Annotated in this window: 24 protein-coding genes; 2 read left to right on the top strand and 22 right to left on the bottom strand. The window is 49.5% G+C overall.

Annotated features, from left to right (window positions below; all coding sequences use genetic code 11):
* Nucleotides 1–4 precede the first annotated feature (4 nt).
* The 19 genes from ABCW47_RS11125 to ABCW47_RS11035 form a co-directional block, all read right to left on the bottom strand.
* Nucleotides 5–757, bottom strand: coding sequence for a Stp1/IreP family PP2C-type Ser/Thr phosphatase (locus tag ABCW47_RS11125; protein WP_343209989.1), 753 nt, complete (start codon nucleotides 755–757; stop codon nucleotides 5–7).
* A complete protein-coding gene (rlmN, locus tag ABCW47_RS11120) occupies nucleotides 754–1,818 on the bottom strand; it encodes a dual-specificity RNA methyltransferase RlmN (RefSeq protein ID WP_343209988.1) in 1,065 nt (354 codons plus the stop codon). Before rlmN ends, ABCW47_RS11125 begins: the two co-directional genes overlap by 4 nt.
* Nucleotides 1,819–1,833: 15 nt before the next feature.
* Entirely contained in the window at nucleotides 1,834–3,195 is a 1,362-nt protein-coding gene (gene rsmB / locus ABCW47_RS11115) for a 16S rRNA (cytosine(967)-C(5))-methyltransferase RsmB (RefSeq protein WP_343209987.1), read from the bottom strand.
* The gene (locus tag ABCW47_RS11110) at nucleotides 3,188–3,886 is read right to left on the bottom strand and encodes a zinc metallopeptidase (protein WP_343209986.1); all 699 of its coding nucleotides are present in this window, start codon (nucleotides 3,884–3,886) and stop codon (nucleotides 3,188–3,190) included. The genes rsmB and ABCW47_RS11110 overlap by 8 nt, the downstream gene beginning before the upstream one ends.
* Before the next feature lie 30 nt (nucleotides 3,887–3,916).
* Nucleotides 3,917–4,846 (bottom strand): methionyl-tRNA formyltransferase, encoded by a 930-nt coding sequence (gene fmt, locus ABCW47_RS11105; protein WP_343209985.1) that lies wholly within the window; start codon nucleotides 4,844–4,846, stop codon nucleotides 3,917–3,919.
* Nucleotides 4,847–4,877: 31 nt separating this feature from the next.
* Nucleotides 4,878–5,360 (bottom strand): peptide deformylase, encoded by a 483-nt coding sequence (gene def / locus ABCW47_RS11100; protein WP_343209984.1) that lies wholly within the window; start codon nucleotides 5,358–5,360, stop codon nucleotides 4,878–4,880.
* Between the two features lie 299 nt (nucleotides 5,361–5,659).
* Nucleotides 5,660–7,909 carry a replication restart helicase PriA gene (priA, locus tag ABCW47_RS11095; protein WP_343209983.1) on the bottom strand — a complete coding sequence of 750 codons (2,250 nt, stop codon included), beginning with the start codon at nucleotides 7,907–7,909 and terminating at the stop codon, nucleotides 5,660–5,662.
* Between the two features lie 21 nt (nucleotides 7,910–7,930).
* The gene (locus tag ABCW47_RS11090; protein ID WP_343209982.1) at nucleotides 7,931–9,364 is read right to left on the bottom strand and encodes a UDP-N-acetylmuramoyl-tripeptide--D-alanyl-D-alanine ligase; all 1,434 of its coding nucleotides are present in this window, start codon (nucleotides 9,362–9,364) and stop codon (nucleotides 7,931–7,933) included.
* Between the two features lie 170 nt (nucleotides 9,365–9,534).
* Nucleotides 9,535–10,623, bottom strand: coding sequence for a Mur ligase family protein (locus ABCW47_RS11085; RefSeq protein WP_343209981.1), 1,089 nt, complete (start codon nucleotides 10,621–10,623; stop codon nucleotides 9,535–9,537).
* A gap of 66 nt (nucleotides 10,624–10,689) precedes the next feature.
* Nucleotides 10,690–12,156 (bottom strand): UDP-N-acetylmuramoyl-L-alanyl-D-glutamate--2,6-diaminopimelate ligase, encoded by a 1,467-nt coding sequence (locus ABCW47_RS11080; RefSeq protein WP_343209980.1) that lies wholly within the window; start codon nucleotides 12,154–12,156, stop codon nucleotides 10,690–10,692.
* Between the two features lie 203 nt (nucleotides 12,157–12,359).
* On the bottom strand, nucleotides 12,360–13,214 hold the full coding sequence (gene dapF / locus ABCW47_RS11075; RefSeq protein WP_343209979.1) for a diaminopimelate epimerase: 855 nt from the start codon (nucleotides 13,212–13,214) through the stop codon (nucleotides 12,360–12,362).
* Nucleotides 13,215–13,292: 78 nt separating this feature from the next.
* Nucleotides 13,293–14,474, bottom strand: coding sequence for a trans-sulfuration enzyme family protein (locus ABCW47_RS11070; RefSeq protein WP_343209978.1), 1,182 nt, complete (start codon nucleotides 14,472–14,474; stop codon nucleotides 13,293–13,295).
* 35 nt (nucleotides 14,475–14,509) lie between these two features.
* On the bottom strand, nucleotides 14,510–15,394 hold the full coding sequence (locus tag ABCW47_RS11065; protein WP_343209977.1) for a fumarylacetoacetate hydrolase family protein: 885 nt from the start codon (nucleotides 15,392–15,394) through the stop codon (nucleotides 14,510–14,512).
* A gap of 48 nt (nucleotides 15,395–15,442) precedes the next feature.
* The gene (gene lepB, locus ABCW47_RS11060) at nucleotides 15,443–16,456 is read right to left on the bottom strand and encodes a signal peptidase I (RefSeq protein ID WP_343209976.1); all 1,014 of its coding nucleotides are present in this window, start codon (nucleotides 16,454–16,456) and stop codon (nucleotides 15,443–15,445) included.
* A gap of 3 nt (nucleotides 16,457–16,459) precedes the next feature.
* Nucleotides 16,460–16,993, bottom strand: coding sequence for a signal peptidase I (gene lepB, locus ABCW47_RS11055; protein WP_343209975.1), 534 nt, complete (start codon nucleotides 16,991–16,993; stop codon nucleotides 16,460–16,462).
* Nucleotides 16,994–16,996: 3 nt separating this feature from the next.
* On the bottom strand, nucleotides 16,997–17,512 hold the full coding sequence (gene lepB, locus ABCW47_RS11050) for a signal peptidase I (protein ID WP_343210065.1): 516 nt from the start codon (nucleotides 17,510–17,512) through the stop codon (nucleotides 16,997–16,999).
* A gap of 109 nt (nucleotides 17,513–17,621) precedes the next feature.
* The gene (gene rpoZ / locus ABCW47_RS11045) at nucleotides 17,622–17,864 is read right to left on the bottom strand and encodes a DNA-directed RNA polymerase subunit omega (protein ID WP_343210064.1); all 243 of its coding nucleotides are present in this window, start codon (nucleotides 17,862–17,864) and stop codon (nucleotides 17,622–17,624) included.
* Between the two features lie 19 nt (nucleotides 17,865–17,883).
* On the bottom strand, nucleotides 17,884–18,519 hold the full coding sequence (gene gmk, locus ABCW47_RS11040) for a guanylate kinase (RefSeq protein ID WP_343209974.1): 636 nt from the start codon (nucleotides 18,517–18,519) through the stop codon (nucleotides 17,884–17,886).
* 34 nt (nucleotides 18,520–18,553) lie between these two features.
* Complete coding sequence (locus ABCW47_RS11035) at nucleotides 18,554–19,432, bottom strand: YicC/YloC family endoribonuclease (protein ID WP_343210063.1); 879 nt, start codon at nucleotides 19,430–19,432, stop codon at nucleotides 18,554–18,556.
* A 252-nt stretch (nucleotides 19,433–19,684) separates the two neighbouring features.
* Here ABCW47_RS11035 and ABCW47_RS11030 point away from each other — a divergent pair, with 252 nt between their 5' ends.
* On the top strand, nucleotides 19,685–21,439 hold the full coding sequence (locus ABCW47_RS11030) for an Rqc2 family fibronectin-binding protein (protein WP_343209973.1): 1,755 nt from the start codon (nucleotides 19,685–19,687) through the stop codon (nucleotides 21,437–21,439).
* Between the two features lie 32 nt (nucleotides 21,440–21,471).
* Nucleotides 21,472–22,299 carry a histidinol-phosphatase HisJ family protein gene (locus ABCW47_RS11025; protein WP_343209972.1) on the top strand — a complete coding sequence of 276 codons (828 nt, stop codon included), beginning with the start codon at nucleotides 21,472–21,474 and terminating at the stop codon, nucleotides 22,297–22,299.
* A 101-nt stretch (nucleotides 22,300–22,400) separates the two neighbouring features.
* On the opposite strand, the gene mnmA is transcribed toward ABCW47_RS11025, so the two are convergent.
* The 3 genes from mnmA to nifS are packed head-to-tail and all read right to left on the bottom strand — an operon-like array spanning nucleotide 22,401 to nucleotide 25,106.
* A complete protein-coding gene (gene mnmA, locus ABCW47_RS11020) occupies nucleotides 22,401–23,504 on the bottom strand; it encodes a tRNA 2-thiouridine(34) synthase MnmA (RefSeq protein ID WP_343209971.1) in 1,104 nt (367 codons plus the stop codon).
* Nucleotides 23,473–23,913 (bottom strand): Fe-S cluster assembly scaffold protein NifU, encoded by a 441-nt coding sequence (gene nifU, locus ABCW47_RS11015; RefSeq protein WP_343209970.1) that lies wholly within the window; start codon nucleotides 23,911–23,913, stop codon nucleotides 23,473–23,475. Before nifU ends, mnmA begins: the two co-directional genes overlap by 32 nt.
* A gap of 11 nt (nucleotides 23,914–23,924) precedes the next feature.
* Nucleotides 23,925–25,106 (bottom strand): cysteine desulfurase NifS, encoded by a 1,182-nt coding sequence (gene nifS / locus ABCW47_RS11010; RefSeq protein ID WP_343209969.1) that lies wholly within the window; start codon nucleotides 25,104–25,106, stop codon nucleotides 23,925–23,927.
* Nucleotides 25,107–25,211 lie beyond the last annotated feature (105 nt).

Raw genomic sequence — 25,211 nt, 5'->3', positions numbered from 1 at the left:
TTCCCTAAGGTTTCACTAAGACGACAGCGATATTATCGAGACCTCCATGGGCATTGGCCCGCTTGATCAGTTCCCTGCATGCGACAGAAATTACATCGCCGCTCTCTCTGACAATCTCTTTTATCTCTTCATCCTCAACCATATTGGTCAGGCCGTCCGAACACAAAAGGATCTTATCCCCCTCCTGCAGTTCTACCTCAAAATAATCGGCCTCCACCTTAGGTGCAGCCCCCAGGGCCCGTGTTATCACATTTTTATTCGGATGATTCCGCGCTTCTTCTCGTTTTATCTCACCGGTTCTAATCATCAGTTCCACCAGAGAATGATCTTCCGTCACCTGGGTAATGGTACAGGGTCCATCCTCAAATTCCGCCGATTCGTCATGAACCACGTACAGTCTGGAATCCCCCACATTAGCCACATACATCGTATCACCCACAATTGTGGCGGCCACAAGTGTGGTGCCTGCGCCTTCCAGCTCCGCATGCACCTGGGTCTGATGATATAGTCTGGCATTCGTCTCCCCGATGGCAGCATCAAAAATCTCCACCGGTTCTACTTCTGTGCTCTGTTCAATCGCTTCGGTCAGCATCTTCACACAAAACCGGGATGCATAATCCCCAGCCCGGTGACCGCCCATCCCGTCAGCCACAACAAATAAATTGGGGAGATTTCCGATTTCGTTTTCTTCGCAGAACAGATAGTCCTGATTCATACTTCGCTTCAGCCCCACATCTGTCATAGAAAATGATTTCATGCGTTCTCCTCTCTTTCCGAAATGTTACGGTCAATATAGCTTTTGCGCAGCTGGCCGCAGGCGGCATCAATATCCGCCCCCATTTCTCTTCTTATAGTAACATTAATTCGATATTTTTCAAGTAAATTTTTGAATTTGAGAATGTCCGCCTGGCCCGACTGCCTGTAGTCCCGCTCTTTGATCGGATTGACAGGAATCAGGTTGACATGGCAGTTTAACCCTTTCAGCCGCCTGGCAAGCTCCGCAGCGCAGCGCTCCGAATCATTGACTCCCCTGACCAGACTGTACTCAAAGGTAATCCTTCTTTTCGTCCTTTCATAGTAATAGCGGCAGGCGTCCAGGATTTCCTCAATGGAATAGCGCAGCGCAACCGGCATCAGGGTTTTCCTCACCTCGTCGTTGGGCGCATGGAGCGAAATCGCCAGTGTAATCGCCAGATCCTCATCTGCCAGCCTGCGCATCTGCTCCGTCAGTCCGCAGGTGGAGGCTGTGATATTTCTCTGGCTGATATTCAGCCCTCGTTCGTCCGAAACCATGCGGACGAACTTTACAAAATTATCATAATTATCCAGCGGTTCCCCAGAACCCATCACCACGATATTGGAGACCCGTTCCCCGGAAATCTTCTCAATCCGGTAAACCTGATCCAGCATCTCCCCCGGAAGCAGATTTCTGGTCAGCCCTCCGATCGTGGACGCACAGAAACGGCAGCCCATCCGGCAGCCCACCTGGGAAGAAATACAGACAGAATTGCCGTGCTGGTATTTCATCCACACACTCTCCACCGCGGAGCCATCCGACAGTTCCCACAGATACTTCGCCGTACCGTCAATTTCGGACACCTGGCGTTCCAGCATGCGGGCGCTGCCTAAGCAGAAATTTTCTTTCAGCCGCTCTCTGAGCGCTTTGGAAAGATTGGTCATTTCGTCAAAGTCTGACACCAGCTTCTTATGTATCCATTCATAAATCTGTCGGGTACGGAAGCTCTTTTCTCCCCAGCCAAGAAGAATCTGGTCCAGTTCTTCAAAACCGTACGATTTGATATCTTTTGCTGCGTCCATCTGCTAATCCTCTCTTCACCTGCGCCGGAAACGGGCAATGTAAAAACCATCTGTTCCATGGACACCGGGCAGAAGCTGTAAAAATCCCTGTCCGGTTGTCTCCCCCTGAAGGGTCTCCGGCAAATATGCATCCAGCGAATCCGCCTCAAAGGGATAGTGGTTTAAAAACCAGTCCCGGTTCCTGCCGTTCTCTTCTTCCGTAACGGTACAGGTACTGTATATCAGTATTCCCCCCGGCTTTACATAATCCGCCGCGGCTGCAAGAATCTCCCTCTGCAGGGCCGCCAGTTCCAGAATACTCTCCTGTGTCACATGATATTTAATATCGGCTTTCCGACCCATGACCCCAAGGCCGGAACAGGGCAGGTCGGCCAGCACAACATTCGCTTTTCCCTCATAGGCGGTGTCTTTCTCCCTGGCATCCCAGGTCTTAACCTCCACATTCGTAAAGGTAAGCCGCCGCACATTTTCCTCAATCAGCTCCGTCTTATCCTCGGTCAGATCCCGGACACTGATCCGGCCCGACGGTCCGGCAAGTTCCGCGGCATACAGCGCCTTGCCGCCCGGAGCCCCGCACACGTCCACCACCAGATCTCCCGGCTGAATCCCAGCTGCTTTCACAGCCAACATGGAGCTTTCATCCTGTACATAAAATGCTCCCCGCCTGAAACTGTCCAGCCGGCTCAGATAATTGTAATTTTTAAGAACCATCGCCTCCGGTATATAAAGAGCGGGCTCTGCGTCAATCCCCTCGGCTGCCAGCTCCTCCTTCAGTTTATCCCGGGTGGTAAGCATCGTATTGACTCTTACTGTAGTCTGCCGTTCCCGAAGAGCGGCAGAAAAAATCTTCTCTGCGGTGTCATCCCCGTATTCCCTCCGGATCTTTTCTGCCAGCCACTCCGGTACCGAATAGGCAACAGCCAGCCAGCGGACCGGTTCTTTGCTGCGGTCCGGAAAGGAAACAGCGGCATCCCTCCGCGCTATGCTGCGCAGAACACCGTTAACAAACCCTTTCAGCCCGTGAAGCCCTCTTTTCTGAGTAAGCTTCACCGCCTCGTTGCAGACAGCACTTGCCGGAACATGGTCCATATACGTCAGCTGGTATACCCCCATGCGCAGAATCGTGCGGATGGCAGGCTTCATTTTGCTGACTTTCGTCTTCGAATAAGAATTTAAAATATAATCCAGAGTGATAACCCGCTCTACCGTACCGTCACAGAGTCTGGTTAAAAACGCCCGTTCCGTCTTAGTTAAATACTGATAACGCTCCAGCGCTGTCCGCAGCACCAGATGGGAGAATCCGCCTTCCTCCAGTACCTCGGTCAAAACCTGAAATGCAATTTCCCTCAGATTAACACTGGCTTTTTCCTTAGTCACGGCGCCGTCCTCCAAACAGAATGAGCAGACGAAGCAGCTGTAAAATAGACCCGGCTGCCGCCGCCACATAGGTTAGGGCCGCCGCCTTTAATACTTTACCGGACTGTTTTACTTCGTCCCCGTACAAAATGCCGCCGTCCTCCAGGGCTATCAGCGCTCTTCGGGATGCGTTAAACTCCACCGGCAGCGTGATAAGCTGGAATAAAACAGAGGCTGAGAACAGAATAATTCCCATTGTAATCAAGGTCTGGGAAAATCCCATTATCACTCCCAGGAAAATCATCGGCCAGGATATCGTTGTCGCCACATTCACAACCGGCACAATAGCCGTACGGATTTTCAGGGGCGCATATCCATGGGCATGCTGCATAGCATGACCGCACTCGTGAGCCGCCACACCAATTGCGGCAACCGACCGGGAACCATACACGGATTCCGAGAGCGCCAGCGTCTTCTTGGCCGGATTATAGTGGTCTGTCAGATTTCCGCTTACGGAAATCACCGCCACGTCATAGATTCCCGCGCTGTGAAGCAGCCTCTGCGCAGCTTCTGCGCCGGTAAGCCCGCCCGCCGCCATGACCCTGGAATACTTACTAAAAGCAGAGTTAACTCTGGCGGACGCCACCAGGCTTAGCACCATGGCAATAATAACTAAAATGTAGGTTGGATCAAGATAGTAAAAAAATGGCATAATGTCTTCTCCTTCAAACCCAGGATTTTCTTATCCCAGTATCGTGTGTTCAGAAACCTCATACCCCCGTAAAAAGCTTTCCGTACTCATTCGTTTTTTGCCTTCCAGCTGAAGTTCCAGAATCCGCAGATTGCCTGCGCCGGTCTGTACGGTGATGCACTCTTTCCCGACCGTCAGGATTTCCCCCGGCCTGCCGTCCGTTTTCTCCGGTACCGCCTGTGCCTTCCATATTTTCAGTGTTTTCCCATTCAGGAAAGTGTATGCACTCGGCCACGGATTTAATCCACGGATCAAACGCTCAATCTCCTCCGCGCGTTTGGTAAAATCAATCTGTCCCATTGCTTTATTTAATATTTTTACATAGGTAGAATCAGCATCTTTCTGCGGGACTCTCGGCGCTGTGCCGCTCTCGATCAGAGGAAGGGTTTTCACTAGCAGCTCTGCTCCCAGAACCGACAGCTTATCGTGCAGGCTGCCGCCGGTCTCCTCCGGTTCAACAGGTATTGACTCCTGGGTGATCATATCGCCGGTATCAAGGCCAACGTCCATATGCATAATGGTAACTCCGGCTTCCCGGTCTCCGTTGATCACCGCCCACTGAATCGGCGCGGCGCCCCGAAGCTTCGGAAGCAGGGAGGCGTGTACGTTGATGCAGCCGTATTCGGGAAGGGTCAGGATACTCTCAGGCAGAATCTGTCCAAAGGCCACCACCACGATCACATCCGGATTCAGTTTTTTTAGATGAGCGATAAATTCCGGCTCTCTCACCTTCACCGGCTGAAATACCGGGATCGATAATTCCAGCGCTTTTTCCTTCACCGGAGGCGCCTGCATCGTCTTGCCCCGTCCTTTTGGTTTATCCGGCTGCGTGACGACCGCCGCAATCTCATGTCCTGCTTCCTTTAGTTTAACCAAAGTAGGGACAGAAAAATCCGGTGTACCCATAAATACGATTCTCATATGTTATCCCCTTTCCGGCAAGTTATGAAGGCTATTCTTCCTCTGCCGCCACATCTTCCAGCTCTCCTTCTACCTTCTCCACAAACAGATGTCCGTCTAAATGTTCCAGTTCATGGCAGAACGCCCGGGCCAGAAGTTCTGTCCCTTCTATCGTAAATTCTTTCATATTCCGGTCATAGGCTTTCACCTTTACATGGTTCGGCCTCGTTACAATGCCGAATTTTCCTGGAACGCTTAAGCAGCCTTCCTGTCCGGTCTGTGTTCCATCGGCCTCGACGATCTCGGGATTGATAAGCAGAATAGGGTCGCTCTTCTCATCCGGAAATACATCAATCACTACAATCCTTTTTAAAACACCCACCTGGGGCGCTGCCAGTCCCACACCGCTGTTCTCATACATGGTTTCAAACATATCGTCAATTAATTCACTTGTCTTCCTGGTAATTTCCTTTACTTCTTTTGCCTTTTTGTTCAAAATCGGATCTCCGATTTCCCTGATATTCCGAATAGCCATATCTCGTTCCTTTCCCTCTTTCAAGTACGCCTCGGCGTACTTGAAAGAGCCGCACGTCATGCTTTGCATGACATAATACATCTGTGCGGCTCTGCAATCCGCCGGAGGCTTTATCTTGGAAGGAGACTGGGCTCCCACCATGACGAATTTGTTATTTACTCACCGCCTATAGAGGGGGGAGTCTTATCTACTTCTATGATAAAACTGATCCGATTTTCGCTCTATTATCTATTTATCTGCTTAACTTAGCAGATATTTGTGAAATCACTGTGACAGCCTCACGGTAACAGTAAATCCAATCAATAGCTTATCATCGGATTAAAATCAAATTGTACTTTCACATCCACCGGTTCCGTCTGGATAACATGCTCCAGTTCATTTTTTATTTCCACCAGGCAGCCATAGTCCCTGTGCTTTAAGTAGAGCACCCTGCGCCAGATATCATTTACCCTGCCCACAGATGCCCATGACGGCCCGATCACCGCCAGATCTTCATATCCCCTTCGGGCTGAAAATTCCAGAATTTTCTTTGCCAGCAGCTCGGAGAACTGTGCTGCCGCCCCTTCTTCCCTGCTGGTCATCAGGATCACCAGCATATTGCCGGCAGGCGGATATCCCAGGAGCTGCCGGAAACGGATTTCTTCTTCATAAAACTGTTCATAATTATGATTTGCCGCAGCCTGGATACTGTAGTGCTCCGGATTGTATGTCTGTATAACCACTTCACCGGCCTTCTGTCCTCTGCCGGCTCTGCCTCCCGCCTGGGCAAGAAGCTGAAATGTCCGCTCACTGCACCGGAAATCACTTCCATATAAAGATAAATCTGCCGCCAGGATGCCCACCAGCGTCACATCCGGAAAATCATGACCTTTTACAATCATCTGCGTACCGATCAGAATATCTGCCTCCTGGTTGGCAAATGCCTCCAGGATTTTTCGGTGGCCTTCCTTGCCGGAGGTGGTGTCCAGATCCATCCTGAGAATCCTGGCGCCCGGAAATTCTCTTCCCGCCAGTTCCTCCACCTTCTGCGTTCCAAGACCAAAAGCCGCCACATAGGGGGAACCGCACTCCGGGCACTTGTCGGGAAATGGTATCTCATAGCCGCAGTAATGGCAGACCAGCTTTCCGTTTTTGTTCTGTCCGATACTATGGGAAGTCAGTGACACACTGCAATGGGGACATTGTAACACATGTCCGCAGCTTCGGCAAGAAACGAACCCGGCGTATCCCCGCCGGTTTAGGAACAGCATAATCTGCTGCCTTTTCTCCAGCCTGTCCTCTATAAGGTTTTTCAATTTGCGGCTGAAAATAGATTTATTCTTCTCTTTTAATTCTTCACGCAAATCCACAATCCATACATGGGGGAGCGTACCCTCTCCTGCTCTTGCATCCAGCCTGTACAGCTTATAGATTCCCTGTCTGGCCTTCTCATAGGATTCCAGAGACGGCGTGGCCGAGCCCAGAATCACAGAGGCCCCGAGCAGTCTTGCTCTCTCCTCTGCGACTTCCCTGGCATGATACTTGGGCGGATTCTCACTTTTATAGCTTCCCTCGTGCTCCTCATCAATCACAATCAGCCCCAGATTGGGAAAAGGGGTGAACAGGGCGGATCTGGGCCCGATCATAATATCAATCTCAGCATTCCTTGCCCTCTGAAACTGATCGTATTTTTCTCCCTTGGAAAGTCTGGAATTAATAATGGAGATCCGGTCTCCGAATCTCTTATAGAACCGAAGCACCATCTGATAGGTAAGCGCAATCTCCGGAATCAGAAAAATAACCTGCTTCCCGGTTTCAATCACCTGCTCCATCACTTCCATGTACACTTCTGTCTTACCGCTGCCGGTGATACCGTGAATCAAATATACGCCCCGCTTACCCGATCGGTACTCGCTCAGGATATCCTCAGCCGCTGCGCGCTGCATCGGATTCAATTCCACCCGGGACCTTAAAGCTTGCCGTTCCCTCACCGGATTCCGGTATACCGTCTGGCTCTCGATGCGGATCAGTCCCAGTTTTTCCAGCCCCCTAAGCGTGGGCAGAGAAATATTTAATTTATCTGTAACCAGACCATAGTCCAGTATTTTGTTCTCAATGAGCTCCTGCATAAGACGTATCCGGGCACGGTATGACTTTTTCCTGAATGTTAACAGGGCTGCCTCCCCCTCCCCGGAAGAGACTGCAAGTACAATCTGCTTTTTTTCCTTCTGTTTCACCTTTTCCCGGACCGGCAATACGGTCCGCAGCGCATCGTTTAAGGCGGAGCCATATTGCTCATGCATCCAGTACGCCAGGGCGATCAGATGGGATTCCATCACGATTCCCTCTTCCACCACCCGAAGAATTGATTTTATTTTTGTTTTGTCAAAATCCGGTTCCTCACACAGCCGCACAATATATCCCCGGCGCTTCAAATCCCCTCTTCCAAAAGGGATTTCCACCAGAGCTCCCACCACCGCCTTTTCTTCCCATTCAGCGGGAATACCATAATCAAACGCCCGGTCCAGGTTGACATGGGAAATATCTACGATTATTTTCGCATATTTCATGGCTGTCTTCCTCTTTCTTTCCTATTCATCCCGGCCGGTAAGCGCCGAAACAATATCCTCCGTGTGCATCCCTCTGGAGCCCTTCACCAAAATCCCGTCCCCGGCAGCAATGTTGTCCTTCAGCCATGCGATCGCCTCTTCATTCTGATCAAAGGAAGCCGTCACCATATTCCGGCCGCGCTCCCTCACGGCCCTGGCAATTTCTCTCGCCTGAGCGCCCACGGTCACCAGAATATCCACATTCTGATCTGCCAGAAAAACACCGACTTCATAATGAAGCTTCTCCGAGCGTTCACCCAGTTCCTTCACATCCGCCAGCACAGCAATCCTCCGGTTTAATCCGGGCAGTGCGGTAAGAACGCCGATTCCGCTTTTCATCGAGTCAGGGCTTGCATTGTACGTATCATCTATAATCTTGATTCCGCCTGTTTCTTTCACTTCCCCCCGCATCTTAATGGGCCGGTAATCCTTAAGTCCCTGTTTCGCAAGGAAAAATGGTATCCCCATAAAATCAGACACGACAAGGGCCGCAAGGGCATTTCTTACATTATGAAGGCCGATTACCGATAATTTTATCTCTTCCGACCTGCCGTCACCGGTTCTGAGAGTAAAAGAAGTCGCCTCACCATCTGTTACAATATCATCTGCCGTATAATCGGCATTTCCTTCCGCGGAAAACGTCACAATCCGGATATCCGCCATCGCATGGAGAGTTTTCTCATCCAGATCCGAGACACCGCCCTGTGCCAACTCTCTCAGAAGAGGGTCATCACCGTTTAAAATCAGCACATCCCCCGGCTTGAATTCGTCTATTATGTTTAACTTCTCTTTCCGGATATTTTCCTGGGAACCCAGCTGCCCGATATGAGAGACGCCAATGTTCGTCAAAACCGCGATATTCGGTCTGGCAACCCGGGCCAGCTTCTCCATCTCGCCCCGCTCGCTCATCCCCATCTCAATCACGGCAGCCGTGTGCTCCGGCTCAATCGTGAGAACCGTAAGCGGAAGGCCCACCTGACTGTTCCGGTTTCCTGCCGTCTTAAGCACCGAAAACTCCGTCTTAAGCGCCGCGGAAATCATCTCCTTTGTCGTTGTCTTTCCTACACTGCCGGTAATACCCACCACCGGAATATCAAACCGGTCCCGGTAGGCAGCAGCCATATCCTGAAGCGCCGCCACCGTATCCTGAACCAGAATATAAGTACCATCCGGAGCATATTCCTCCTGTTCACGGCTGATCAAGGCAGCCGCCGCGCCATTCCCGAACGCCGTCAGCAGAAAACGATGGGCATCCACACGCTCTCCAATAATCGGGACAAATAAACAGCCCTCCCCGATCTCCCTGGAGTCAATACTAACAGAAGAAATCTCCACATCCTCATTCCCCTGAATCAAACGGCCCTGAACCGCCGTTACAATCTCACTGACACGCATACCGCTAAAACCCTTTCTCATAAGCCGTCACAATCCTCTCTATCACAAACAGAAGCCCGATCGGCTTCCGTTTCTCATTCGTATTTTCATTGCACTTTTTCACTTCCGAAGGAATTTTCACTGCCCCGCAGGGGCATTTTCACTTGCAGCTTTGCTGCAACTTTCACTCGTCATTCATTTTTCATTCTTCATTATTCACTCTTCATTGCACTATTGACTATTTCTTCTACGATTTTCCTCTCATCCATCTCATAGCGCACACCCCGAATCAGCTGGTAGGTCTCGTGCCCCTTTCCTGCAAGCAAAAGCACATCATCCAGGGTCAGCCGGCGAATCCCTTCGGCAATCGCCTCACGGCGGTCGGGAATCACGGTATAACTTCCATTCGTTTTCTTCATCCCGGCAACGATATCGTCAATAATTTCTAACGGTTCCTCCCATCTGGGATTATCCGATGTGATAATCGTTTCGTCAGCATAGGTTCCGGCCGTCTCGCCCATTCCGGACCGGCGCAGCACAGATCGGTTGCCTCCGCAGCCAAACAGGCAGATCACTTTTCCCTTCGTCCTGGCTTTTAGCATTTTAAGAGCCTGTTCCAATGCCATGCCGTTGTGGGCATAATCAAGAATCACAAGCCTGCCGTCCGGCAGCTGCAAGTGCTCCATACGCCCTTTCACGTAGATTTTCGGCAGAGCTTTTCTTATAATAGCATCACTCACACCCAGCTCCCTGCACAATGTGATGGCTCCCCTTGCATTTTCCCGGTTAAAATCTCCCGGAAGAACCGTCAGGGAAGAAAGATTTTCCTCATCCTTACAATAACCCATGATGCGGCAGGTAGCTTCCTGCGCAATGGCAGGATAGTAAGGATCTTCCATATGAAAAATACCCACATCGCACTGTTTAAACAACTGCTTTTTCCAATAAAAATACTCTTCAAAACTATCATGTTCGCCGGGTCCGATATGGTCCACACCCATATTGGTAAACATGCCGTAGTCAAACCAGAGATCTGTCACTCTCTGTTCCTTCAGTCCAATGGATGATACCTCTATGATGCGGATCTGACAGCCCGCTTCATCCATTTCTTTCACATACTCCATCAGTTTGTCATGAGGGGGAGTCGTATTCACGGCCGGTATGCACCGCAGTCCGGTATCTACCTCGATTGTGCTGACAAGCCCTGTCCGAATACCTGCCTCGTTAAGGATTCCTCTGATCAGGTGAGCCACTGTGGTCTTGCCTTTTGTTCCGGTAATTCCAACTGTAATTGTCTTCAATATAATTGCTCCAACATAAAATCGTTGGTTCATTATATTCTACAGGGCTCTTTCTCTTGCACCCTCTCAGCTGTTTTCTAATTTTCCGGCATACTCTTCGATAATTTTGCGCTCGCTGAAAGGATATTTTTTACCTTTAATGTCCTGATAATCCTCATGGCCTTTGCCCAGAAGAACAATAATATCTCCATCCAAAGCATGGTCCATGCTGTAATGAATGGCTTCCGCCCGGTCTTCAATCTCGATGTATCTGCCGTTCGTCTCTTTCAATCCCACTTTGATATCCTCGTTGATATCTTTTATCTCTTCCATTCTGGGATTGTCACAGGTCAGGATAGAAAGATCCGCCAGCTCGCCGCAAAGTTTTCCCATATCGTATCTGCGCAGACGTGAGCGGTTGCCCCCGCAGCCATACACACAGATAAGACGTCCCGGTTCATATTCTTTCAGCGTGCGCAGCAGGCTTCCCACACTGGCCGCATTATGGGCATAGTCAATCAGGATCGTAAAATGTTCCTTAACCGGGACAATTTCTACTCTCCCCGGAACATGAACATCCTTAAGGCCCGCCTGCATAGCTTCCATTGGAATATGAAGCCTGCTGCCCACCGCCAGAGCGGCAAGAGCATTGTAAACGCTGAACCGGCCGGGAGTACATACTTCTACCGTACCCGTCATAGTCCCTGCCAGATCAAAACGGATTCCAAGACTGCCGTTTTCTCTGAGATAGGCAAGATGTTCGGCCCTTAAGTCTGCCTCCGGGGAAAGTCCGTATGTCTCCCGGGTACAGGAGCCGTCTCTGCTTACTTCATCCCACCGCTCATCATCCCGGTTCACGATGCCGTGACGGCAGCGCTTGAAGAGCAGGCTTTTGCAGTAAAGATATTCTTCCAGGCTTGCATGTTCATTTGGCCCGATATGATCCGGCGAAAAATTAGTAAACACTCCAATGTCAAACACAAATCCTTCCACCCGATCCATCTTTAATCCCTGAGAGGAGACCTCCATCACACAGTATTCGCAGCCTTCATCCACCATCTTTTTAAGAAGCGCCTGAATTTCATAAGACTCCGGTGTCGTATTGGCCGTCTTATAATGTACTCCATTTATGACCGCGCCGATTGTCCCGATCACCCCCACCCGTTTGCCCGCCTGCTTTAACACAGACTGGAGCATATAACTGGTAGTCGTCTTTCCTTTCGTTCCCGTCAGTCCAACGGTAATAAGTCTTTTGGCCGGGTGTCCGAAATAGGCCGCTGACAAAAAAGCCAGCGCCTTTCTTGTGGACGGTGTCACAACCAGGGCAACCCCTTCCGGTACGTCCACCTCTCTCTCTGCTACGATGGCCGCCGCTCCCTGGCTGACTGCCGCCGGTACAAAGGTATGGGCGTCTATTGCTGTTCCGGAAATACACACAAAGAGACTTCCGGGCACCACCTTTCTGGAATCATACACCAATTCCGTAATATCCGTGTCCGGTGAACCGGATACCAGCCGGTAATCCAATTCTTCCAATAACTGCTTTAACTGCATGGACCTATTCCTCCTGCGAATACGTAAACACCCCGGTCTGGCAGAGCCTGACCGAGGAGTTATCTTTTTTCTGACATACACTCCGGCACGCCCGGATGTCCTGTCTATTTAAAATTCCTATTTATTCCCCTGCATACCGCAGGTCACCCGCGGTACAGCATAAATCAATCGTTTGAAAGGAACTTTCAAACTTAAGCTCTATTTTAAACTATGTGTCCGATCTCAATTTCAGACTCAAAAACCAGATAGGACGGTCCGGTCATTTTCACATGCCCGGTCTCTTCCTCCCACTCTGCATAAAGCGGGCCTCCGATCTGTTCAATCGTAGCTTTCCGGCCGCATCTTCCGGTGAGTGCACCTGCTACCAGCGCAGTACAGCATCCGGTCCCGCAGCCAATTGTTTCCCCTGTACCTCTTTCCCACTCTCTTATCTTGATTTTGTCATGGGAAACAATCTGTGCGAAGGTAACATTTGTTTTATTTGGGAATAGTTCCGTCATATACTCCAGCTCACGACCATAGCGGTGAACATCAAAGTGATCCACATCCTCAATAAACGCCACGCAGTGTGGATTCCCCCAGGAGAGAGCTGTTATGTTCAATTTTTTATCCAATACCATAACAGGCTGGTCGACAAATTCAGGAAACGGAGTATTGACCGGTATAACAGCTGTGTCAAGCCGCGGCTCTCCGATATCAGCGGTTATATTGACCACCTGCTTATCCTGTACGGTCAGCCAAAGCTTCTGCATACCGCCAAGCGTCTCTATAATAAGTAACTCTTTGTCCGTCAAGCCATGATCATACACATATTTTCCCACACTCCGCAGAGCATTTCCGCACATCTCCCCTTCCGTGCCGTCCGGGTTAAACATCCTCATGCGGAAGTCCCCTTTTTCGGAAGGACAGATTAACACCATTCCATCCGAACCAATGCCAAAATGCCGGTCACTCACGTATTTGGCCAGCTTCGGCAGATTATCAATGGTCTGGTCAATTGTATTGATATAGACATAGTCATTGCCAAAGGCCTGCATCTTCGTAAATTTAATCTTCATCGTAAAATTCCTTTCCGAGCCCAGAACACACGCTGCCAGACAGTCGGCCGGCTGATTACAAGTTCCTATAATACTAGGTTAACCATTCAGCGCCTGATCTAAATCGGCAATTATATCCTCTGCCTTCTCAATTCCCACAGAGAGTCTCAAAAGCGTATCGGTCACACCGATTGCATCCCGAATTTCTTTCGGAATTGTCTCGTGCGTCTGTGTGCTCGGATAAGTCATCAGCGATTCTACTCCGCCCAGACTCTCCGCAAACAAAATCATTTTTAAATTATTGAGAATTTTTTCAACCGTATCCGGACAATCTACATGGAACGATATCATTCCGCCAAAGCCGCTTGCCTGACGGCAGCTGATTTCATAGCCCGGATGATCCGGAAATCCCACATAGAATACTTCCTTTATTTTAGGCTGGGTTCTCAGCCACTGGGCAACTTTCAGGGCATTCTCATTGTGTCTCTCCATGCGCAGCGCAAGCGTTTTGACTCCGCGCAGTAAAAGCCAGGAATCCATCGGAGCCAGACAGGCGCCGGAGGATTTCATCTCAAAACGGAAATGCTCCGCCAGCTTTGGCGTCTTAACCACGACCAGACCTGCTACCGTATCATTGTGGCCGGCAATGTATTTCGTGCCGCTGTGCATGACAATGTCGGCACCCAACGTAAGCGGCCGCTGGAAATAGGGGGATAAAAATGTATTATCCACCGTCATCAAAATATTTTTGGAATGAGCGATTTCAGCTATAGCAGCTATATCTGCCACATGCATCATCGGATTCGTGGGTGTTTCCACAAAAATCATTTTTGTATTTTCGCGGATCTTACTCTTTACTATATCCAAATCGGACATATCAATGTGTTCAAAATCAACGCCGTAACGTTTAAAATATTCCTTACCGGACCGATAGGTTCCTCCATAAATGTCATCGGAGAGAAGAATATGATCGCCGGGATTCATGAGAGAGAATACCGCCTGCGCAGCAGCCTGGCCGCTGGCATAGGCAAAGCCTTCCAGACCTTCCTCCAGAATCGCCATGGTGCGCTCCAGTTCCTGCCTGGTAGGATTCTGGACGCGGCTGTAATCAAAGCCTGTTGACTGTCCCAGTTTTACATGGCGGAACGTAGCCGATTGAAAAATCGGGAAACTCACTGCACCTGTGCTGGGATCATTGCCCAGTGCTCCGTGCACCACCTTAGAATCCATGTGAAGATTTTCTTTTTTATCAAAATCCGAATAATTTCCAAATCCGATCAAACAATCCCCTTCTTTCTCTGTTATTTTCTTTATTTCTATTTTACCTTATTTGTGATTTTTCCGATACCCTCAATATAGCAGGTAACCTCATCTCCTGGTTTTAAAAAGGTAGGGGGAGTCATCCCCATCCCCACGCCGGCCGGAGTTCCGGTTGCAATCACCGTACCCGCTTCCAGAGTCATCCCCTGGGAGAGCTCGCTGATCACATGGGGAATATCATTGATCAGCAGGCTGGTATTGCTGTCCTGGCGCAGCGCGCCGTTCACATACGCCTGAATCTTAAGGGCCGGCGGCGCTGCGATCTCATCCGCCGTTGTAATACAGGGTCCCATAGGGGTAAAGGTATCCAGGCTTTTGCCGAAATACCACTGTTTATGCTTTGTCTGTATCACCCTTGCACTCACATCATTGATTACCGTATATCCAAAAACATAGTCAAATGCTTCCTCAAGAGGTACATTTTTGGCATCTTTCCCGATGATGACGCCAAGCTCGGCTTCATAGTCCAGACGCTCCACAAGTCCCGGATGGCTGTCAATCTCCCCGCCGTCCGCAACCGCCTGGTTCACACGTTTGGAGAAATAAATAGCAGCCGGTCTCTCCCCGCCGAAAGCCTCAGACTGATACCTGGCAGCTTCCTCCGCATGCGCCGTGTAGTTAATCCCAAGACATACCACATCCTGAATCGGCCGGGGAATCGGCGCCATTTTTTCGGTCTGATCCGCCGGTATCCATTCTGCTTTTTCTTCCTGCACCATAGTGCCAAGAGCAGCCTTCTCCTCCGGCGTCATATGTAAAATCAATTCATTCATGGACGCATAGGGAAGTCCGGCCGCACTTACCGGATAAATTCCATTCTCTTCCCGGTTCAGAACACCCACCATCTCAGTTCCTTCATAGCGAAACGTCACTAATTTCATAGTAAGCTTATCTCCTTTTCCGAATTTTCAATCTGTGAGGCGCCGCCTCTACTCTACCCGTCCGAATTCTGAAAACGGCCAGATCCGAAGCAGTACCTTGCCCTCAATCATATTCTTGTGTATCGGTCCGATCTGTTCATAGCGGCTGTCAAAGCTGACCTCCCGGTTATCCCCCATCAGGAAATATTCATCATCTCCCAGAGTAAGAGGATCTACCGCGATTCCGCTGAAGGTAATCGGATCTTTACCATAGCTCTCATCCAGTTTTTCACCGTTAATATAGATATCGGCCCCTATAATCTGGACCGTCTCCCCGGGCAGTCCAATCACTCTTTTCACATAATAATCATCCGAGTCCCTGCCATACGGATAGAACACGACGATGTCAAAGCGCTCAAATTCCTTAAAATGTTTTGTGACCTTCTCCACCAGAAGCTGCTGTTCATCCTGGAGCGTATTCTCCATGGAATGACCGCTGACCACCGTCCGCTGTAAGATAAAAGTCGGTACGATAAAAAGCAGAAGTACAAACAGGACAGCATAGAAAAGCAGTTCCTTAACTACACTTTTCCATGTCGTTCTTCCTCTGTTTTCTTCCCGTTCAGGTTCCGGTCCGTCCTCCGGTTCCTCCTCGAACATATCATCCGCAAAATCCTCTGCTACTGCCGTAGCAGCCGCAGCTTTTTTAAAATACTCTGTCCTGTAGCCCAGGTCTCCCTGTTCTTCCTTTTCCTCTCCGGATTCCGGCATCCTCCGCTCCACCTTCCTGACTTTGATTTCTGTCTTGACCGCCTCTTTTATATGTTCTTCTCCAGGGGCAGACACATTCTGTGCCGGCGCTTCCTGCTCCGGCCCGGTATGAGCGATTACCTTCTCCGGCTCCGAACGAACGATTACCCTTTCCGGTTCCGAACGAATGATTACCTTCTCCGGTTGTGCTTCCTCTGTTTCTCTCTGCGCAGATACTTTTTCCTCTGTGTCATGCTCCTCCGGCTCGTATACCGGTACCGGATTCACATTCTGACTGGCCAGAATATCTGCAATTGTATGTCGTTTTGCCATTCGTTATTCGACCTTTCCCAGTTTATTCAGGGGCCACACTCTCAGAAAAACTTCTCCCTCAATACAGTCGGAAGGAACCGGGCCGATTCCCTCGAAACGGCTGTCCTCACTGTTATTGCGGTTGTCCCCCATCAAAAAGTATTCTTCTTCTCCAAGCCTTACAGGCTCCGCGGCAATGCCGCTGTCCTCGATAGCCTCCCTGCCGTAGGATTCCGTGAGGACCTCGCCGTCAATGTAAATAACGGAATCTATGATCTGAACCGTCTCTCCCGGCAGACCGATTACACGCTTTACGTAATACTCGTCTGCGTCTCTGCCATAGGGATAGAATACCACAATGTCAAAGCGTCCGAAATCCTTAAAATGCTTTGAAACCTTCTCCACCAGAAGCTGCTCTTTATCCTGAAGCGTATTCTCCATAGAATGGCCGTCCACCACGGTACGCTGCAAGACAAATCTGGGGACGATAAAAATCAGCAGTACAAGCAAAACGCCATAAAACAGCAGTTCTCTGCCTGCACTTTTATCTTTTGTCATCTGCTACTCGACCTTTCCCAGTCTGTCCTTCGGCCAGACCCGTATGAACGCTCTTCCGTCGATATACTTTGAAGAAACCGGTCCGATCCCCTCGGAACGGCTGTCCTCGCTGTCATTGCGGTTGTCTCCCATCACAAAGTATTCTTTTTTTCCAAGCTTAACCGGTTTTGCAGCAATTCCCTCATCTTCTATGACGTCCTCCTTACCATAGGGTTCCGCAAGGGGTTCTCCGTCTATATATATGACCGAGTCTTTAATCTGAACCGTTTCTCCGGGCATTCCAACAACCCTTTTAATATAAAATACATTCGCTTCTTTCCCATAGGGAAATACTCTTATAATATCAAAGCGTTTCAAACCGCTGATTTTATAAAAAAGCTTATCGATCATCACGCTGTCCCCCTCAATAAGGGCCGGCTCCATCGATTCCCCGTAAACAATAGTCCTCTGCATCACATAGCGCGGAACCAGTATGATTCCCGCTGCAAGTATAATAAGCAGTATTCCTATACCAATCATCTTTTTCACTGTATCATCCTTTGCACGGTACGATTCCCAGGCCGCTGTGCCAAATGGGAATAGCCCCAATTATAACATAAGACGTCCGGAAGTCCGAACGTCTTATCCTTTACTCTTTCGAATCTTCATCGTTGACGATACATACCTGTGATTGATACAATTCCTGAATTGCAATTGACAATGGCTTCTTACAATCGGTTTCTACCAAAGCATCCTCGCCGCTGATGATCTGTCTGGCTCTCTTCGCCGTGGCCAGAACAATGGAATAGCGGCTGTTTACCACAGGCTCTTCCCCCGGTTCCACGTCACAGTTAACTGCTTCCATTAAGTCCGTATAAGACGGATGTAACATCATAGTCGTAATCTCCTCTCTAAAACACCTTCAGCTGATCTGTGATTGTACGGATCAGCTCCTGGTTTCCGGCCTCCGCCGCGGCAAAAGCCTTCCTTTTTTCCTCATCCTGGATAATCTCATGAAGCTGCTCTGTGCAGACATCCAGATCATCATTCACCAGAATGTAGTCATAATGATCCATATAAACGGCCTCTTCCCGTGCCCGGTGAAGACGCCTGTTAATTGTCTCCATATCCTCTGTCCCTCTGCCCACCAGGCGGTTTTTCAGCTCCTGAGCAGACGGCGGGGTTACAAAAACCAGCAGGCAGTCCGGATACTGTTCCTTTACATGAAATGCGCCCTGTATCTCGATCTCCAGGATCACATCCCTGCCGGAATCCAGCTGTTTCTCCACATATTCCCTGGGCGTTCCATAATAATTGCCAACATACTCCGCCCATTCTATGAGAGCATTTTGTCTTATCATACTCTCAAATTCTTCCCTTGTCAAAAAGAAATATTCTTTGCCATGGGTTTCCCCCTGCCGGGGTTTCCTGGTGGTCGCCGAGATCGACAGACCATAGTCATACCTTGTCAGCAGTGCCTTCATCAGGGTACCCTTCCCGGCTCCGGAAAAACCGGACACCACTGTCAGAACTCCCCTTCTTCCCATATATTCCCTCTTCTTTCTTACGGCAGCCGCCGCCTTACTCGATATTCTGTATCTGTTCCCGGATCTTCTCGATCTCGGTTTTTAAATCAATCGCCCGGTTGGTAATTTCCAGATCGCTGGATTTACTTAGAATCGTGTTCGCTTCCCGGTTCATCTCCTGGGCGATAAAGTCAAGCTTACGCCCTATATTTTCGCCGTCCTGAAGGGTGGCCTTTGTATTGGCCACATGGCTCTTTAACCGCACCGTCTCCTCATCCACGCAGATCTTATCTGCAAAAATGGTAATCTCTGTGGCAAGTACGGACTGATCCAGCTTCGTATCACCCAGCAGTTCCTTCACCTTATTGGTCAGTCTCTCCCGGTACTCATCTACAACCAGAGGCGAACGCTCCTCAATAAATGCCACATCCGCCAGCACAGAATCTAATTTTGCATAAATATCGTTCCTTAAATTTTCCCCTTCGGCAATTCGGGTCTCCACAAATTTCCGGGCGGCCCCTCTGATCACCTCTTCCAGGGATTTCCACAGCGCATCTTCATCAACGGTCTGCTCCTCCAGTGTGAGGATCTCCGGATAACGGGAGAGAGAAGAGATTTTTATATCATTCTCCAGACCAAACTGGCTGCTCATCTGTTCCAATATGCTGAAATATTCCCGTGCAATATCTTCATTATACTTCACACAGGCTTTGTTTTCTGTATAGTCTTCATAAGTAATATATACATCCACCTTGCCCCGCTGGATGTACTGCTTTAACAGATTACGGATACCCGCCTCAAAAAAGCCCAGCTTCTTCGGCATCTTGATAGACAGATCGCAGTACCGGTGATTGACCGCCTTAATTTCAACCGTAATCTTTCGTTCTTCTGCAGCTAATTCGAACCGTCCGAAGCCGGTCATACTCTTTATCATGATTCGTCCCATACCTTTCCCGTCCCAGGCGTCCTTCCAAAACCGCATATTTCGGCCCGCTGTGCTTTCCAAGGGGACGTCCGGCAGTCTCATATTACCATCATTTAAGCTGCCGCATACATATAGGAAGTATACTAAAAAACCTTTCATACGTCAAGAATATGTGCTACAATGGACAAATGCGGAAAGCGCATCGTACTGCAGTTTAATAAGTGACTTTATTCTTATTAGATTTAGAAAGGATGAAACCTTATGGCATTTGACGGCATCGTAATCGCCAGTCTGGTAAAAGAGTTGAACGAGACCATTACCGGAGGCCGTATTAATAAAATTTCTCAGCCGGAGCGGGATGAGCTGCTTCTGACTGTAAAGAACAACAGCAGCTCCTATAAGCTGCTGATCTGTGCAAGCGCAAGCCTCCCTCTCCTGTACCTGACGGAGAACACCAAGCCGAATCCCATGACTGTGCCGGGATTCTGTATGCTGCTGCGCAAACATCTGAACAATGCCAGAATCATCTCGGTCAGCCAGCCCGGACTGGAAAGGGTGGTAGATATTACAGTCGAGCATTTAAATGAGCTGGGTGATCTGTGCACGAAGCATCTCATGATTGAACTCATGGGGAAATACAGCAATATTATTTTCTGTGATGATCAGAACAAGATAATAGACAGTATCAAGCATATCTCCTCTCTCGTCAGTTCTGTCCGGGAGGTGTTGCCCGGCCGGAATTATTTTATTCCGGGTACGGATGAAAAATGTTCTCCCTATAAGCTGACAGAAGAATATTATCGGAATGTGATACTGAAAAAGCCTGTGAATACCGCCAAGGCAATCTACACCTCTCTCACCGGCTTCAGCCCGCTGGCCGCCAATGAAGTCTGTGTCAGGGCTTCTCTGGACGGAGGGATGAGTATTCAGGCTTTAACCGGCCCGGAACAGGAACACCTGTACGGCACCCTGTGCCGATTTATTGAGGGCATTGCCGGAGGAGAATTCTCCCCCAATATAATATATGAAGAGAATACCCCCATAGAATTTGCAAGCTACCCTTTAACCTGCTTTGCCGGGCTGAAAAGCCTTGGTTTTGATTCCGTATCCCGGATGCTGGAGACTTATTATGCCTCCAGAAACACGGTAAACCGTATCCGGCAGAAATCCGCGGATCTGCGCCGAATCACGGCGAACGCCATAGACCGTACCAGAAAAAAACGGGATCTCCAGCAAAAGCAGTTAAAGGATACGGAAAAAAGGGATAAATACCGGATTTACGGCGAATTGCTCACCACCTACGGTTATCAGCTAGAAACCGGCCTGAAGAGCTATACAACCACTAATTTCTATACCGGCGAGGAAATCACCATTCCTTTGGACCCGATGCTGTCCCCGCTGGATAACGCAAAAAAATATTTTGAGCGCTACAATAAATTGAAACGGACCTACGAGGCCTTAAGCGACCAGCTGACAGAAACAGAGCAGGAGCTTCTCCATCTGGAATCCATCAGTACTTCCCTGGATATCGCACTTTTGGAGGAGGACCTGGTGCAGGTAAAGGAGGAGCTTACCGAAGCCGGCTATATGAAACGGAAATACCAGCCGGGCGTCCGGGGACAGAAAAAAGCGCGGGTGACCAGCAAGCCATTCCACTATGTCTCCTCCGATGGATACGATATTTATGTAGGAAAAAATAACTATCAAAATGAAGAACTCACATTTAAGTTCGCCTCCGGAAATGACTGGTGGTTCCATGCAAAAGGCATGGCAGGCTCTCATGTGATTGTAAAGAACTCCGGAACCGGCCTGCTGCCGGATAAGACCTACGAGGAGGCCGGTGCTCTGGCCGCCTATTATTCCAAGGGCAGAGACGGTGAAAAAGTGGAGATCGACTATACGGAGAAGAAAAATGTGAAGAAGCCGGCGAAAGGCAAGCCCGGTTTCGTCGTTTACTATACCAATTACTCTCTTCTGGCCCGGCCGGATATCACGGGTCTGCGCCAGATTTCCTGAGAGAAGCGGACCGCCGGAAAGGGGAATACAGTATGATCACTGCGGATTTTCATGTACATTCTGACTTTTCATCTGATTCTGATACGCCCATGGAGGCCATGATTGAGCGGGCAATCGCCCTGGGCATGAAAAAGATCTGTTTCACCGACCATATGGACTATGGTTTCCCAGCCTGTTATAAACTGCCGTTTGTTTTCGATCCGGACCCATATTTTCGAAAACTGGAGCTGGTAAAAGCAGCCTACCAGGACCGCATCGAAGTACTTCAGGGGGTGGAACTGGGCTTAAAACCGGATATTATCGACAAGGCTTCCGCTCTTGTGCGGGACTATCCATTTGATTTTGTCATTGCATCCTCCCATCTCGTGGACAATACGGACCCTTACTATCCGGAATTCTGGCAGAATCGCACAACAGAGGAAGCCATAAACCGTTATTTTTCCACCGTGGCGGAAAATATCGCCCTCTTTTCGGATTTCGACACCTACGGACATCTGGACTATGTGATGCGCTACTGCCCTGCCGGGCTTTCCGGTTACACCTACGAGATTTATAAGGAAGGCATTGACAGCGCGCTCAAAGCCATCGTCCATGCGGGGAAATGTCTGGAAGTCAACACCGCCGGCTATAAATTTGGATTCGGCGCACCGAATCCTTCCGCCGCTATCATAAAGAAGTATTTTGAGCTGGGGGGCAAAGGCATCACGATCGGGTCCGACGGCCATAAGCCGGAGCATTTTGCCTATGCTTTTCCGGAACTTGAGAATTTACTATCCTCCCTGGGGATCACAGAATACTACAGTTTTAAGCACAGGAAAGGTATCATCATGAGACTGGACGCGCCGCAGTGCGGCAAGTAAGAAAAAGAGCGGGTGAAATCCGCTCTTTTTCTTATATAAATCGTTTTCTGAATACAGCGCCGTTATTTTATTACAGCTGAGGTGGACTTGCCCGCTTTGTTCTAAATAATTGTTCCGCCGCCCACCACCAGGTCGCCGTCATAAAAAACCACAGCCTGTCCGGGGGTTATTGCCCTCTGAGGCTCTTCAAAGAGACATTCCACACGGTTCTCATCCAGTTTCCGGATACGGGCTCTGGCGCCCGGATGATTGTAGCGTATCTTTGCCATAACCTCCATCTCACCCTCCAGATCTTCAATGGACATAAAATTCAAATCCTCGGCTATGAGCCGGTCCGACAGAGAATCCTCATAGCTTCCAAGCACTACCTCATTGGTTTCAGGCCTTATTTCCAGCACAAAAACCGGCTTTCCAAGGGCTATTCCCAACCCTTTCCTCTGGCCTACCGTATAGTGGATGATGCCTTTGTGCCGCCCCAGCACCTGTCCGTTCAGATCCACAAAGTTTCCTTCCGGCACCTTCTGCGCCGTGTAGTTCTCGATAAATCCGGCATAATCCTGATCCGGCACAAAACAGATCTCCTGGCTGTCCGGTTTATTAGCCACCGTCAAACCGATCTCCTCCGCTATCGCCCGGATCTCATCTTTTGAGTATTCGCCCGCAGGCATCAGCGTATGGGCAAGCTGATACTGGGTAAGATTGCACAGAGCATACGTCTGGTCTTTTACCTTCGTCCGTTTTAAGGTATACCGGCCGTTCGGCAGCCTGACCACACCGGCATAGTGGCCTGTGGCAATGTAATCCGCCCCCAGGCTGAGCGCTCTGGCTAAGAGAGACTCCCACTTTACATACCGATTGCAGGCAATGCAGGGGTTAGGGGTTTTTCCCTCAAGATAACTCTGGGCAAAGTAGCGGATGACCTTGTCCTCAAATTCCTGTCTGAAATTCATCACATAATACGGAATTCCCAGCTGAAACGCCACCCTTCTGGCATCGTCCACCGCACTCAGCCCGCAGCAGCCGCCTTCCTCTTCCTCCGTCAGGCGTTCTTCCTCCTGCCAGATCTGCATGGTCACCCCGATCACCTGATATCCTTCTTTTTTCAGCAAATAGGCGGCTACGGAAGAATCCACGCCGCCTGACATGCCTATTACAACTGTCTTGTCTTTCAAATTAATACTCTTCTCCTTCTTCTTCCCCTTCATGGATATCTGATTTCGGGGGTTTTAAGCCGGTAATCTCAATGCCGTTTTTCTGGGCATAATCCCAGAGCGCCGCATGAATCGCTTCCTCGGCCAGAAGAGAACAGTGTACTTTTACCGGAGGAAGACCATCCAGCGCTTCCATCACAGCCTTGTTCGTCACTTCCATAGCCTCCTGCACGGTTTTCCCTTTTACCATCTCGGTTGCCATACTGCTGGTAGCGACCGCCGCGCCGCATCCGAAGGTCTTAAATTTCACATCCCGGATCACCTGGTTTTCATCAATGTCCAGATAAATCCTCATGATATCGCCGCATTTCGCGTTTCCTACGGTGCCTACCCCGCTGGGGTCTTCTATTTCACCTACGTTTCTTGGATTGGAAAAATGATCCATAACTTTCTCGCTGTACATTCATGATCCTCCTAATTTTGTTTTTTCATATAGTCTTCGTAAAGCGGAGACATAGAGCGAAGCTTTGCAACAATCTCCTTTAATTCATCTATGACGAAGTCCGCATCCTCTTTGGTAATATGCTCATTGATTGTCATTCTCAGAGAACCATGGGCTATCTCATGAGGGAGGCCGATCGCCAGCAGCACATGAGAAGGGTCCAGGGAGCCGGACGTACAGGCAGAACCGCTCGAAGCGCAGATGTGCTTCATGTCCAGCATAATCAGCAAGGATTCTCCTTCCACAAATTGAAAACTGAAATTCGTATTATTGGGCAGACGTTTCGTCCGGTGTCCGTTCAGTCTGGCAAAAGGAATCTCATCCAGCACCCGCTCAATCATATAGTCCCTGAGTTCGGTTTCCTGCCTGGTTCTCTCTTCCATGGTAGCTGATGCAATCTCAGCTGCCTTGCCCAGTCCTACAATACCCGGCACATTTTCTGTTCCGGCTCTTCTGTGACGTTCCTGTCCGCCGCCGTGGACAAAGGAGCGGATCTTTACCCCTTTACGGATATAAAGGAAGCCAATGCCCTTCGGCCCGTTCAGTTTATGGCCGCTGGCACTTAACATATCTATCTTATACTCATCCACATTGATCGGCACCTGGCAATATGCCTGTACTGCATCCGTGTGGAATAAAATCCCATGTTCTTTGGCGATCTCACCGATTTCTCTGATCGGCTGAATCGTACCGATCTCATTATTTGCAAACATAATGGAAATTAAAATCGTGGTTGGACGGATTGCCGCTTTTAACTGGTCTAATTTTACCACTCCGCCTTCGTCCACATCCAGATACGTGATTTCAAAGCCCCGGCTTTCCAGATACTCACACGTGTGCAGGATTGCATGGTGTTCGATTTTCGTCGTGATAATATGATTTCCTTTTGACTGATACGCTTCCGCTGTGGCCTTTAATGCCCAGTTATCAGATTCTGAACCGCCTGCCGTAAAGTAAATCTCAGACGGATCTGCCCCCAGCGTAGCTGCAATCTTTTCTCTCGCTTGCGTTATCGCTTCCTTGCTTTCGCCGGCAAAGCTGTATACACTGGAAGGATTCCCGTATTTCTCCGTATAATACGGAAGCATTGCTTCCACAACCTCCGGTCTGGTAGCTGTTGTTGCTGCATTGTCCAAATAAATTAACTTATCCATATGCTCTCCATCTCCTATCTTATTTGTCGCTGCGGTTACCCTCAGCCTTTCTAACGAAATCCACGCCGGATCTTGTCTCTCCCTCCGCCAGCCTAGCACAGGCTG

The sequence above is a fragment of the Anaerolentibacter hominis genome (assembly GCF_032380675.1).
Classification (GTDB): domain Bacteria; phylum Bacillota; class Clostridia; order Lachnospirales; family Lachnospiraceae; genus Anaerolentibacter; species Anaerolentibacter hominis.
The sequence above is the reverse complement of the archived record's forward strand: the minus strand, read 5'-3'. Positions and strand labels throughout refer to the sequence as shown.